Below are 13,091 nucleotides of genomic sequence, written 5' to 3'. Positions count from 1 at the left end.
TAGTTTGCAAGTTCATTTAGACTCTGTCTTAATGTATCCTAACTGAAACATCATCCCGCCAGCAAACTCGGTAAAAATGGATGATTCACTCATCAATATACTGCGGCCAATATCTTGGTTCATCCAGTGCTAATTTAAGTCCATATATGTTGTACTATTATGTTGTATTATTTTTCTCAAATCAGCTAGTTTAGACTTATCAGTATTTTAATTTTTTTAATTTTGGTGCTTAAACATGAATAACGATTTATTAACTCAATTAAAAGCCGTGACTACCGTTGTGGTAGATAGTGGCGACTTAACTGCCATTGAACAGTTTAGACCTATCGACGCAACCACCAATCCCAGTTTATTACTTAATGCGAGTCAATTAGATTTTGCCAAGCCCATGCTTAGCGAGGCTGTTCGCTATGCTAAATCTAAACATGATAACGCGACACAACAGCTTAATTTGGCCTGTGATAAATTTGCCGTTGATGTTGGCACGGCTATTAGTAAATTAATCCCAGGACGCATTTCCACTGAAGTCGATGCTCGGTTATCTTTTGACACTGCTGCTACTATTGCCAAAGCCAAACAGCTAATCGCGTTATATCAAGAAAACAATATTGCACCAGAACGTATTTTAATTAAAATTGCCGCCACTTGGGAAGGCATTCAAGCCGCTCGCGAGCTGGAACAGCAAGGTATCCAATGTAACCTAACCTTATTGTTTCATATGGCCCAAGCCCGAGCCTGCGCAGAAGCAGGCGTGTTTTTAATTTCGCCTTTTGTTGGTCGAATTCTCGATTGGTATAAAGCCCAAACTAAGCAAGAATACAGTGCTGAAACCGACCCTGGGGTATTATCGGTACGCGAAATTTATCGCTTTTACAAAAGCCATGGCTTTAAGACTATTGTTATGGGTGCAAGCTTTCGTAATATTGGCGAAGTATTAGCTTTAGCCGGTTGTGACAGGTTAACCATTAGCCCTAACTTACTGGCTGAACTTGCCCAGCAACAAGGTAAGTTGCAAGTGCATTTGAGCGCTGATATGCCACAACAACCCGCCCCTGCAGTAATGACTGAAGCTGAGTATCGTTGGGCACTTAATGACGATGCGATGGCCACTGAGAAGCTGGCTGAAGGTATTAGAAAGTTTGCAATTGACCAAACTAAGCTTGAGCAACTGATCCAGCAGGCACTTTAGTCAAGCAACAGCTTGCCAGTTGTATTATCATAGCCGGTCGTCATTTTTAGGGAGTGCTTTATGTCGGGTAATATTTGGTCTGCATTGGCCACGCAGGCTAAACAACAGGGTTCATTGCGGCAAGCCTTTGCTGATGATCCAAGTCGAGCCAATCGTTTTAGTGTTTCTGCGTGTGATATCTTGCTCGACTACTCAAAAAACTTGATTGACGATACTAGCTGGGCATTATTACAAGACTTTGCCCAGCACAGTCCAATTAAAACTGCTCTTAACAGTATGCTGGCTGGCGATAAAATTAATAACACTGAGCAACGCGCCGTTGGTCATATGTTATTGCGTAAAGCGGACCTCAGTAGCGTAAGTTTAGATAACGGCTTAGCTATAGGTAAGTGCGAGGTCAGTGCTGAGATTATCGCTTGTAAAGAGCAAATGGCTAATTTAGTTAGCCAACTGCACGCCGGTGACTACCTTGGCTTCAATGGCCAAGTCATTACTGATGTCATTTGGATTGGTATAGGCGGCTCTCTACTTGGTCCACAAATGGCAGTCGAGGCTTTAACGCCTTATCATTGCAGCCCCGTTCAAGTACATTTTGTCGGTAATATCGATCCAGTGGTCGTCACCGATACCCTAGCCCAGCTTAAGCCAGCAACCACTTTGGTCTGTGTAGCATCTAAATCATTTAGCACTGAAGAAACTATCCAAAATGCCTTATTGGTTCGGCAATGGTTTACTGATCATGGCGCCGATACCGCTGCTATTAATCAACACTTTTGGGCGGCGACGTCTAATTTAAGCGCAGCAGCTGAGTTTGGCATCCCAGCTCAGCATATCCTACCATTATGGGATTGGGTTGGTGGTCGTTTCTCTATCTGGTCGGCTATTGGTTTACCTGTCGCCATTATGATTGGTAATGACAACTTCACTCAGCTTTTAGCCGGTGGCGAAGCGATGGACCAACACTTTGTCCAAACTCCGTTTACCGACAATATGCCGGTAATATTAGCCCTGTTAGGCATCTGGTATATCAATGGCTTTGGTTGTCAAACGCAAGCCATTTTACCTTACAGTCATTACCTGCGCTTACTACCCAGCTATGTGCAACAATTGGATATGGAGTCTAACGGTAAGAGTATTAAAGCAGATGGTCACAGCGTGAGTTATGCCACCGCCCCTGTTATTTGGGGTGATGCCGGCACTAATGGTCAACATGCTTATCATCAATTATTACACCAAAGCAGTTTAATTGTGCCTGCTGATTTTATTTTAGCTATTACCCCACAGCATCAACATAAAGAGCAGCATCAGCGTTTAGCGGCGCATTGCTTTGCTCAAACTCAAGCGCTTATGCAAGGTAAAACCTTTACCGAAGCCTACCAAGAGTGCTTAGCTGAAGGTATGGACTCAGAACAAGCTGCAGCTTTAGCGGTGCATAAAGTGTCTGCCGGTAATAAACCCAGTAACACCCTGCTACTGCCTACACTATCGCCGTATTATTTAGGCAGTTTAATCGCGCTGTATGAGCATAAAATATTCTGCCAAGGCATATTGTGGCAAATAAACTCTTTTGATCAGTGGGGAGTCGAGTTAGGCAAGCAATTATCAAAGCCTATTTTACAAGCTTTACAGGGTGATACCAACCAAGCCCTTGATAGCTCAACCCAAGGTTTAATTCAGCATTTTATGCAACGCTATACCCTAAATATGCAACGCTAAACCTTAAGATTGCTTTTTTGTCACTTGATTGTCACTTTGTTGTTTTAATATTTGCCAAAGTATGGTACATATTTAATCGATAATAACGACAACAACTATCAGAGAGGCCAGAAATGGATAGCTTCGAAGACTTACTGAATACGTTGGAACGCCCTGCTGCAAAACCGCGAACGGCGAAACAAAAATGGCGCGAAATAGAGCAACTAAAAGAACGCCATCAATTAAAGCAAGAACTCAAGGAATTAGATTGGACCATAGAGCCAGAGTTAGCTGACATTGAAATTTAAGCAACAACTTATCTAAATCAAAACGCTCGATAGTCATATCGAGCGTTTTTTTATGTGCTATGCAATGTTTTTTATGGGCTAAGTAATACTTTTTTATGGGCTAAGTAATAGCAGCTGGTAACTGCCAATTTATCGCTGTCTTACCTTGTTCGGTCAAGTAACCGTTAGTTAGTTTAAAATGATCACAGCCAAAAAAACCTCGATAAGCCGATAATGGCGAAGGATGCGGTGCGGTTAAAATAATATGGCGCTGGGCATCAATTAACTTAGCTTTACTTTCTGCATTGGCTCCCCAAAGTAAAAAAATCACCCCTTGGCAATGGTTATTAATTTGCTCAATAACATGATCGGTAAAACGTTGCCAACCTAGTTGTTTATGCGAGTTAGGCTTAGTCGCTACGACTGTTAAAACCGTATTAAGCAATAACACCCCTTGCTTAGCCCAGCTGTGTAAGCAGCCATGCTCTGGTATAACAAAGTCAGGGTATTCGTTAGCTAATTCTTTATAAATATTTTTTAACGACGGTGGCACACGCACACCAGCACGTACAGAAAACGCTAAACCATGGGCTTGATTCGGGCCGTGATAAGGATCTTGACCTAAAATAACCACTTTTAACTGGGCCAAAGGAGTAAGGTCAAAAGCCGCAAACATATCAGCTTCAGGCGGATAAATAACCTGACCTTCAAGCCTAGCTTGTTGCACTTGTTGCAATAGATGAACAAAATAATCTTGCTGTTTTTCTGCTGCTAATAGTGACTGCCAAGACATTAAGTTGTTTCCAAGTTTAATAACACTTGTTGCAATGCAGCAAAGTTTGCCTCGATATCAATACTTAAACTTTGCTCAGCGGCAAATCGCGCTAACACTGCCGGTAAACCTATTGGCGTTCCTAAAATATTTTCAACTTGCTCTTTAAACTTTGCTGGATGAGCAGTACCCAGAAAAACACCAATTTCGCCTGGCTCTAAGCTGCGCTTTAGCGCTTTATAGGCAACCGCCGCATGAGGCTCACTGGTATAACCGGCTTGGGCTAATTGCTTAACCCCTAACTGGGTATCATCTTCATCCACAGCAAAGGTTTCAATATCGCTGCGCTGGATCACACCTTGGGCTAATAGCGCTTCGACTCGCGGCCAATTATTCGGTGCACTAACATCCATGGCATTAGACAATGTTGCCACGGTCTTTTTAGGCTGCCATTGCCCACTGCGCCAATAACGTGGCACCGTGTCATTAGCATTGGTTGCCGCTAAAAAGCGTTTAATAGGCAAGCCTAAGGTTTTAGCAATTAACCCCGCGGTTAAGTTACCAAAATTACCACTTGGCACCGCAAAGACGACTTGGTCACGTTTGTCCGCTGGCAGTTGTGCTACCGCTTCAAAGTAATAACAAACTTGAGCAAATAAACGGCTAATATTAATCGAATTTGCCGAGTTAATATTAAGCTTCTGCACTAAGTCTTGCTGATCAAACACTTGCTTAACTAGGGTTTGGCATTGATCAAAATCGCCATCTACTGCTAAAGCCGTAATATTATCGCCTAAGGTGGTAAACAGCTTTTCTTGTAAATGGCTAATTTTAACCCTTAGGAAATAAAATAACGATTTTCACGCCTGGCTGCTGATAAAAAGCATGAGCAACTGCAGCACCGGTATCGCCTGAGGTTGCGGTAACAATAGTGGTATTTTTACCCTGCTGCGCTTTTGCTAAAGCTTGAGCCATAAAACGGGCGCCAAAGTCTTTAAAGGCTAATGTAGGGCCATGAAAAAGCTCTAAACAACTTATGCTGTCGCTAATCTGATTTAAAGGTGCACCAAAGGTAAAAGCAGCGGTTACCATCGCCTCTACTTCGGTATAACTTAACTCATCACCAATTAATGCATGCAAGATATGACTACTACGCGGCACAAACGGCATAGCTAACAGCTTATTAACATCCAGTTTGGGCCACTCTGTGGGGAAAAATAAGCCTTGCTGTTGGCCTAAGCCTTGACGAACTGCTTGTAAAAAACTGACTTGCTCTGAGGCGAGCTTGATATTAGTTAACAACATAGGGTTCCCTATAGCGCTCTGGCGCCTGCTGACGACAACTTACAAATGTGAGTTATCGCGTCTTGATTCTTTTCATAATGCCGTGATAAGTATTCTGCTGCAATACTCGCCTGCTGGTCAGACTGGCAAACAGCAAATAAAGTCGGTCCTGCACCAGAAATACCTAAATGTAAAATACCTGCAGCCTGTAAATCAGCACGTAATTGAGTCAGTTGTGGAATAAGCGCCAGACGATACGGTTCAGCAATAACATCTTGTAACGCCGCCAGCGCCTCGCTTTCGTCTTGTTGGTATAAGGCTGTAACAAAGCGACTTAACATACCAGCAAACATAATGCTTTGTGCCAACGAGACTTGCTTAGGCAACACCTCTCGTGCCGCTTTGGTTGACAATACCGTGCCTGGATAACATAACACCACCCGCCAATGCTCAAACCAAGGTAAGGCCCTACATAACTGCTTACTTTGCGGCAGCATTAACTGTAAGCCGCCAAAGTAAGAGGGGGCGACATTATCGTAATGCACGCTACCACTAACCTGCCCTTCTGCTTCAGCCATTAATTGCAGCAATTCAGCTTCAGCTAACGGCGCTGAAAAATAATCATTAAAAGCATAACAAGCCACAACAATAGAGCAGGCACTGGAACCTAAACCGCTACCTACCGGTAAATTTTTATGTAAACGCAGTTGTAACCGAGGCAACGGCTTGCCCAGTTTTTTCTCAAAGGCATAAAAACATCTTAGGACTAAATTATCGCTGCTGTCGCTGGGCAATTGATGCTGGTAGCGACCGGTTATTTCTAAGCTCATTTGCGCTTGTTCAGCGCAAATTTCTAGCACGTCGCCAAATAAGTCACCATTTACCGGTTCAAAAGCCGCACCTAACAAGTCGAAGCCGACTGAAAAATTGCCGGTAGAAGCAGGAGCATAATAGCGCCTAGTTTTTATTGCCGTACTTTTTAATACATTGTTAGGTAATGAATTACTTTGCATAAATTACACCTGTTGCTGCCAGCCAAGCGTACGCATGACATCACTAAAGACACCGGCCGATGTAACGGCGGCACCTGCTCCATAACCGCGTAACACAAACGGAATCGGCTGATAGTAACGGCTATGAATAGCTAATGCATTTTCGCCGTCTTTTACTTTTGCCAACGGATGATCTGCAGCCAATGCTTTTATGACAACTTGGCACTGCCCATTGCGTATTTCACCCACATAACGTAACACCTTACCTTGAGCTTTAGCTTCTGCAATACGCTGAGCAAAGCCAGCATTTAACGATGGTAATTGGGCTAAAAAGCTATCGGTATCAACATCAGCGGCAAAACCTGGCGGCAACACTGATTCGACAATAACGTCGGCTAGCTCCAGTGTCATACCGGCTTCTCGGGCTAAAATAAGCAGCTTTCTGGCCACATCCATTCCAGATAAATCATCTCGCGGATCGGGCTCAGTAAAGCCTAGACTACGCGCTTGAATTGTCACGTCTGACAAGCTAAGTCCGTTTTCTAATTCGCCAAATATATAGGATAAAGAACCGGATAAAATACCTTCAAAAGCTTGTAGCTCGTCACCGGCGTTTAATAACCCCTGCAATGTATCAATAATAGGTAACCCCGCACCTACTGTGGTTTCATATAAAAAACGCCGTCTATGTTGTTGCGCCAACTGACGCAGTTGCTGATAGTAAGCAAAAGATGCCGTATTAGCTTTTTTATTCGGGGTCACAATGTGAAAGCCAGCTTGAATAAAGTCAGCATACAGCTTAGAAATTTGCTCTGAACTAGTGCAGTCAATCAACACAGGGTTAGTTAAATGCTGCTGTTGCACAAATTGGTTTAACGCCGCAACACTAAAGGCACTTTCGGCTTGTGCCAGTTGCTCTGACCAATGTTGTAAATCAATACCCTCTTTATCGAGCAATAAGGCTTTACTATTAGCGATACCATACACCGTCAGTTTAACTTGGCGGTTGTGGAGAAATGTTTGCTGGCGTTGAAATTGTTGCAGTAACTCTTGACCAACCACGCCACAGCCAACCAAAAACACATCGATGCTTGGCACTTGGCTAAAGAAGTTTTCGTGGCACACTTTTACCGCATTACGACAGGCCGACTGTTCAACTACCGCAGAAATAGAACGCTCGCTACTGTCTTGAGCAATAGCCACCACATTGACTCGAGCTTGGGCTAATGAAGCAAAAAACTTTGCCGCCACTCCCCGATGCTGACGCATACCATCTCCAACTAAACTCACTATTGCCATATCCGCTAATATGGTTAAGGGGCGTAATAATTTTGTTTGTAGTTCTAATTCAAATTCCTGCTCTAAAGCTTTTTTAGCCGCTTTAAACGAGGTTTTTGGCACACAAAAACTAATACTAAATTCAGATGATGATTGCGTAATTAAGTTTAATGAAATTTGGGCTTTGGCCATAGCGGCAAATACTCGACTCGCCATACCAACTACACCCTTTAAACCGGGTCCTGATACGGTAATAAGCGATAAATGCTCTAAACTCGAAATGCCTTTAACTAAAGCATCGCCAATACCGTTATCGTGAATACAAGTACCCGGTGCAGTTGGGTTTAAAGTATTTTTAATAAAGCAGGGAATATGGTATTGCGCCAAGGGGCCTATGGTTTTAGGGTGCAAAACTTTAGCGCCAAAATATGATAACTCCATCGCCTCATCATAAGACAAACGATCGATTAACTTAGCTTGCTTTACCTGGCGTGGATCAGCGCTATATACGCCATCAACATCAGTCCAAATTTCACAGGCTTTAGCTTGTAAACTTGCTGCAATAATTGCCGCCGAATAATCTGAACCATTGCGGCCCAACAAACACACCTCATCTTGATTATTTGACGACACAAAACCGGCGATAACATAAACTTGGCTTGGCTGCTCGCTTATTGCCTGCTGTACTAATGGTGTAGACAAAGCGACATCTGCGCTGGCATTTAAATAATCACCTTGGCTTTTAATCAAGTGTATGGCATTTAATGCCCGTGCTTTTAGCCCCGCAGCGCTTAATACCGCTGTCATAAACACAACACTAAATTGCTCACCTAACCCGAGAATTTGTGCTTTTACATGATCCGGGCAATAACGTAATAATTGAATTCCGGTTAAGTTCTCAGTAAGCAGTTGCTGCTGCTGTGCAATTAATTGCTGTATTGTCTCGATTGCAATGGCCGAATATTGTTGCCCAGCATCGGTAACCAATTGTTGATAACGTTGCATTATCTGTTGCAATGCTGGCTGAAAACTTTGACCAGTTGCAGCAATATCAACTATGTCGACTAAACTATTTGTCACCCCTTGTGGTGCAGAGAGCACTAAACAAACGGTATCTGCCGCACTTTGCTGCTGGACAATTTCCACAACATTGGCAAAGCGCTGCACTGACGCCAACGATGACCCACCAAATTTTAATACTCTCATCCTCAATCCTTATTCTGTAATACATTGTTATCGTCAGTTAGAGCAAAACTTGGTTAGCAACTGCACCCTATGCCTTGCGTGTGCATAAGATGCAGAAAAAAAAACCCGCGACGTTTAAGGTCTCGGGTTTTTTTAACAACACACCGCTGACCTCCTACCCCGCAGGGTTGGTGGTAATAATCGTGGTGAGTGTAAATGATTTTATTTTCATGCCACTACTATGCACAGACTTTTAGACGGCTGTCAATGCTAATGTGAAGTAAAAACAAGCAGTTTAAACTAAGCCGTATTTATGCATAACATCGTTAAGCTTTTCTGCTGTTGCCGGTTTTTGAATAAAAGCTAAAGCGCCTAACTCCATTACCCGCTGTTGCATTTGTGGTTGAATATCGGCCGAAATCACAATAACAAAACAATTCATTTTTGCAGCTTTGATTGCTTCTAGTACGCCAATACCATCTAATTTTGGCATGGTTAAATCTAAGAACACTAGGCCAATGTCTTGCGTGTTCAATATCTCTAGCGCTTGAAGGCCATCTGAAGCGGTGACGATTTCAGCATCAAAATTTGCTGGCAGTGATTTTTTTACCAGATTACGAGCCAATAAAGAGTCATCACAAATTAACGCAGTGAAAGCCATATACAGCAGCCTTTTTCTTATTAAGATATTTAATGGATTGAGTTAAAAAATATATACACCATGCCGACATAAAGCAACGATTGCCATTGGACTATTTCCAATTGTTTATTTATTCGTTATGGTAACTTACTATCTGATATACATACTTTTGACAAGGTTGTCTAATGCGCCATAAAAGCTTATCACGTAAGCTATTAATTCAAGTGTTGTCGGTTTATTTTATATTGACCTTTTTGGTGACATTAAGCCAAATTTATGCTGAATATTCTAACGCAAAAAACCAGATTAAAGGCGAGTTAGAGATATTTCAACAAACGATTAAGGCAAATCTATCTCGCGCTATTTGGCAATTAGACCCTGAGAGAATTAACGCTATCTCAGATCGTGTCTTAGCGCTCCCGGTAATAGATGGCATTATTATTCGTGATGAATATGCTAAAGTTATCTGGCAAAGCTTACAACAAAACAGTATTGAAACCATTCTATCCGACCATTTAATCCGCCAAAAAACCCAATTAACCGAGCTGCCAACGGGAGTGTTCGGTTATAGTTTTCCGCTTATGTTTGAATATGCCGATAGGACTACCCAAGTGGGCGATGTTACTCTGCTATCACATCGCAGCATAGTCATTGAACGTATAAAAACCAGTATTTATACATTAATAACCAACGTCTTTATAAAATCTGCCTTTTTAATTATTTTATTTTTGCTCGCCTTTAGAAAACAATTATCACAACCTTTAAACCAACTAACACAACAAATTAAAAATCTTAAGTTTGATCAACTTCAAGACGCAAAAATCACTGTGTCACAGCCACAAACTAATGAATTGACCGTTATGGCAGTCGCCTTTAATCGGCTAATTGAGCGAGTGCAAGACGCTAAACAACAACTTGAATCTACCCAGAAACAACTACTGATTGTTAATAATAAATTAGATCAGCAAAACTTAATGTTAGAGCAAGATGTGGCCCGAAAAACATCGGGTTTAAGTCAGGCCATGATCGATTTACAACATCAGAAGCAAAAGCTAGAAACCAAACAACAAACTCTGGTTTCTGAGATTGAGCGACGCCGAGAAACTGAACTTAGCTTATTAAGCAAACAAGCAGAATTAGAGGCTACAGTAAATGATTTAAAACAAACCCAAGAGCGATTACTGCAGTCAGAAAAACTGGCAGCATTAGGCGGTTTAGTGGCAGGTATTACCCATGAAGTTAATACTCCGGTTGGTATTGGTGTTACCGCTAACAGCTTTCTAAGCGATAAAATCACGGTTTTAAACCAAGCTTTTACAGCTAAAACGTTAACCTCATCTCAATTGGCCACTTTTATTGAAGAGGCCAATCAAAGTACTGATCTTATCCAATCAAACTTAAGCCGTGCAGCAGAACTTATCGCTAGTTTTAAACAAATAGCCGTAGATCAAACCAGTAATGCCACACGAAGCATAAATTTAGCCCATTATATTGATGAAATTATTCGTTCTTTAAAGCCGAATTTGAAACAAAACAAACACCATGTCGAAGTTAATTGCCCTGATAACATTGTCTTAGATTGTCCTGCTGGAGCCATTTCACAAATTATCACCAATTTAATTATGAATTCACTATTACATGGCTTTGATAATATAACCGAAGGCTTGATCCGCATTACGGTAGTGGAGCAAGATAATAATATTGATATTAAATTTAGTGATAATGGTAAAGGCTTAGCCAGTGAACAACTGGTAAAGCTGTTTGATCCGTTTTTTACCACTAAACGAAATCTAGGTGGTAGCGGTTTAGGTGCGCATATTACCTATAATTTAGTCCGTCAAACATTACATGGTAGTATCCATGCCAGCAGCGAACTTGGTCAGGGTGTGCACTACCATATTCGTTTTCCAAAAAAGCCAATAAATGCAACCTAATACAGGTTATACTAACGGCCCGAACTTTTCGATTAGAGTGAATTATGTGGTTTAAAAATGTTCGTGTTTATACACTTAGTGCTCCGTTAACGACTGATTTAGCCGTTTGGGAACAAGCACTGTCCGAGTTTAAATTTACCCCGTTATCAGCGCAAGAAGCCGTTAAAGTTGGTTTTAGCTTCCCATTACATACCAGCATTCAACACTATAGTCATGCCTGCCAAGAAATTATATTTTTCGCTTTAAAGCGCCAAGAAAAAATTCTTCCTGCAGCAGTGATTAATGAAGAAATGCAGCCGAAAATTGAGGCTATGGAGCAGGAAAAAGGTCGTTCGCTAAGCCGCAAAGAAAAACAAAGTTTAAAAGAAGAATTACAACTAGCCTTGTTACCCAGAGCCTTTAGCCGCTCGTCTTTGACCCAAGGTTATTATGATCCTAGCAATCAGTGGTTAGTTATTAATAGCAGTAGCGCCAGTAAAGCAGAAGATGTGCTTGCCTTGCTGCGTAAAGCGTTAGGCTCCTTGCCTGCTTTACCTTGGTTAGATAACCATAAGCTGACTCAGCAATTGCAGTTTTGGTTACAAAATAAAGAGTTACCTAAAGGCTTTGAACAAGGTGCCGATGTTGAACTTAAAGCCCCTGACGAAGGTGGCGCTAAAGTGAAATTTTCAAATCACCTATTAACCACTGAAGACGTGCAAACGCACTTAGAAGATAAGTTAGTCACCAGTATCAGTTTACAACAACCTGATGGCCTATCCTTACAAATTACCGATGATGGTGGCATTAAAAAGCTTAAGTTTCATGATTTACTCACCGCAGAAAATGATGAATTAGGCTGGGATGATTTAGTTGCACGGCTAGATGCTGATTTAATATTAATGACTTCAGCATTGAATCAAGCATTACTGAATATTCGTCAGCAGATAGGAAGCGAAAATACAGATTAGCGCTATTGAACAGCAGCTAAAACTAGCGACACTGGCTTAAATAAACACAGCCCGAATATTCTGATAAACGGTATTAATTTCGGGCTGTTGCATAAATTTATCACTGGGTACTAATTTCTGCGCCACATAATAATCTAAAAGTCTTTGCTGTAATGCCTTATCCTCGTACTGATCTTTAGCAATCATTGCTAAGCGAATAAAGTCAGTATAACCGGCCTGTTCGGCTTCCGGCTTAATAAAACCCCAGTGTTTTACAACATAAATAAATTGCTCTTCAAACTGCCAGCTTGATAAGATTTTCTCGCTCACTTTAGGCGCTAATTTACGACTAACGTGCTGTAAAAACCGTGGTTCACCTAAGATATCTTGAAACTGCTCAGCTTCATTTATAAGCGCTAAAGCACCAATGTTATGTACCAAGCCCACTAGTGTTAGCACATCTAACGACAAGTTATTATGGCCATGCTGACTGTTATAAAAGGCTAAACAGGCAACTGCAATACTGGTAATTTGCACATTGCGTTGCCACTGCCAAGTTAACTGCTGTTGCAACGCCTGATGTGAAGAAGTGAATATTTGCTCTAAAGCCATCGCAATAACAATATTACGTATTTGGCTTAGGCCTATTCGGGTTACCGCTTGGTTAAGTGAAGATACTTTAATGGAACGGCCTATAAAGGCACTATTTGCCAACTTAATCACGCGCGCTGCCAACGCCGTGTCATTACTTATAATATCGGCTAACGCGTTTAAGCTAACATTTGGCGCATCAGTTTGCTGCCGCACTTTTAAAGCCACTTCAGGCAAAGTCGGTAATATCAGGTTATCTTGGGCTAACTTTTGCTCAATGATCTGAAGCAGCTGTTGCTGTGCTGACATGGTTAA

12 protein-coding genes are annotated in these 13,091 nt (G+C 41.7%); 5 read left to right on the top strand and 7 right to left on the bottom strand.

Features of this window, described 5'->3' with window-relative positions; translation table 11 throughout:
- Window positions 1–235: 235 nt before the first annotated feature.
- From tal to BI198_RS15880, 3 genes are all read left to right on the top strand, one after another.
- Entirely contained in the window at window positions 236–1,189 is a 954-nt protein-coding gene (gene tal, locus BI198_RS05490) for a transaldolase (RefSeq protein WP_070048654.1), read from the top strand.
- 60 nt (window positions 1,190–1,249) lie between these two features.
- Window positions 1,250–2,905, top strand: a complete 1,656-nt coding sequence (pgi, locus tag BI198_RS05485) for a glucose-6-phosphate isomerase (RefSeq protein WP_070048653.1) — start codon at window positions 1,250–1,252, stop codon at window positions 2,903–2,905.
- Window positions 2,906–3,018: 113 nt separating this feature from the next.
- A complete protein-coding gene (locus tag BI198_RS15880) occupies window positions 3,019–3,192 on the top strand; it encodes a DUF3545 family protein (protein WP_074467408.1) in 174 nt (57 codons plus the stop codon).
- 100 nt (window positions 3,193–3,292) lie between these two features.
- Here BI198_RS15880 and ung read toward each other — a convergent pair whose 3' ends face one another.
- The 6 genes from ung to BI198_RS05460 form a co-directional block, all read right to left on the bottom strand.
- Window positions 3,293–3,964: a uracil-DNA glycosylase gene (gene ung / locus BI198_RS05480; RefSeq protein ID WP_070048652.1), complete on the bottom strand. Its 672-nt coding sequence runs from the start codon at window positions 3,962–3,964 to the stop codon at window positions 3,293–3,295.
- Window positions 3,964–4,728: a threonine synthase gene (gene thrC, locus BI198_RS16325; protein ID WP_268793916.1), complete on the bottom strand. Its 765-nt coding sequence runs from the start codon at window positions 4,726–4,728 to the stop codon at window positions 3,964–3,966. Before thrC ends, ung begins: the two co-directional genes overlap by 1 nt.
- Window positions 4,729–4,774: 46 nt before the next feature.
- A complete protein-coding gene (locus BI198_RS16320; RefSeq protein WP_268793890.1) occupies window positions 4,775–5,248 on the bottom strand; it encodes a pyridoxal-phosphate dependent enzyme in 474 nt (157 codons plus the stop codon).
- An 8-nt stretch (window positions 5,249–5,256) separates the two neighbouring features.
- Complete coding sequence (thrB, locus tag BI198_RS05470) at window positions 5,257–6,240, bottom strand: homoserine kinase (RefSeq protein ID WP_070048651.1); 984 nt, start codon at window positions 6,238–6,240, stop codon at window positions 5,257–5,259.
- Between the two features lie 3 nt (window positions 6,241–6,243).
- A complete protein-coding gene (gene thrA / locus BI198_RS05465) occupies window positions 6,244–8,703 on the bottom strand; it encodes a bifunctional aspartate kinase/homoserine dehydrogenase I (RefSeq protein ID WP_070048650.1) in 2,460 nt (819 codons plus the stop codon).
- A 274-nt stretch (window positions 8,704–8,977) separates the two neighbouring features.
- Entirely contained in the window at window positions 8,978–9,343 is a 366-nt protein-coding gene (locus BI198_RS05460; RefSeq protein WP_070048649.1) for a response regulator, read from the bottom strand.
- Between the two features lie 164 nt (window positions 9,344–9,507).
- On the opposite strand from BI198_RS05460, the gene BI198_RS05455 reads away from it, so the two are divergent.
- Together BI198_RS05455 and BI198_RS05450 are read left to right on the top strand one after the other, a co-directional pair.
- Window positions 9,508–11,256 carry an ATP-binding protein gene (locus tag BI198_RS05455; protein WP_070048648.1) on the top strand — a complete coding sequence of 583 codons (1,749 nt, stop codon included), beginning with the start codon at window positions 9,508–9,510 and terminating at the stop codon, window positions 11,254–11,256.
- Window positions 11,257–11,300: 44 nt separating this feature from the next.
- Complete coding sequence (locus tag BI198_RS05450; protein WP_070048647.1) at window positions 11,301–12,206, top strand: recombination-associated protein RdgC; 906 nt, start codon at window positions 11,301–11,303, stop codon at window positions 12,204–12,206.
- Window positions 12,207–12,242: 36 nt separating this feature from the next.
- Here BI198_RS05450 and BI198_RS05445 read toward each other — a convergent pair whose 3' ends face one another.
- Window positions 12,243–13,085, bottom strand: coding sequence for an HDOD domain-containing protein (locus BI198_RS05445; protein WP_070048646.1), 843 nt, complete (start codon window positions 13,083–13,085; stop codon window positions 12,243–12,245).
- Window positions 13,086–13,091: the final 6 nt, after the last annotated feature.

It is taken from the genome of Rheinheimera salexigens (assembly GCF_001752395.1).
GTDB lineage: Bacteria > Pseudomonadota > Gammaproteobacteria > Enterobacterales > Alteromonadaceae > Alishewanella > Alishewanella salexigens.
Note: the sequence above shows the minus strand (reverse complement) of the source record. Positions and strands in the feature narration are given on the sequence as shown.

Coding starts and splice junctions, on each gene's coding strand:
- tal (WP_070048654.1), top strand. CDS start 236: ATGAATAACGATTTATTAACTCAATTAAAAGCCGTGACTACCGTTGTG.
- pgi (WP_070048653.1), top strand. CDS start 1,250: ATGTCGGGTAATATTTGGTCTGCATTGGCCACGCAGGCTAAACAACAG.
- BI198_RS15880 (WP_074467408.1), top strand. CDS start 3,019: ATGGATAGCTTCGAAGACTTACTGAATACGTTGGAACGCCCTGCTGCA.
- ung (WP_070048652.1), bottom strand. CDS start 3,964: ATGTCTTGGCAGTCACTATTAGCAGCAGAAAAACAGCAAGATTATTTT.
- BI198_RS16320 (WP_268793890.1), bottom strand. CDS start 5,248: ATGTTGTTAACTAATATCAAGCTCGCCTCAGAGCAAGTCAGTTTTTTA.
- thrB (WP_070048651.1), bottom strand. CDS start 6,240: ATGCAAAGTAATTCATTACCTAACAATGTATTAAAAAGTACGGCAATA.
- thrA (WP_070048650.1), bottom strand. CDS start 8,703: ATGAGAGTATTAAAATTTGGTGGGTCATCGTTGGCGTCAGTGCAGCGC.
- BI198_RS05460 (WP_070048649.1), bottom strand. CDS start 9,343: ATGGCTTTCACTGCGTTAATTTGTGATGACTCTTTATTGGCTCGTAAT.
- BI198_RS05455 (WP_070048648.1), top strand. CDS start 9,508: ATGCGCCATAAAAGCTTATCACGTAAGCTATTAATTCAAGTGTTGTCG.
- BI198_RS05450 (WP_070048647.1), top strand. CDS start 11,301: ATGTGGTTTAAAAATGTTCGTGTTTATACACTTAGTGCTCCGTTAACG.
- BI198_RS05445 (WP_070048646.1), bottom strand. CDS start 13,085: ATGTCAGCACAGCAACAGCTGCTTCAGATCATTGAGCAAAAGTTAGCC.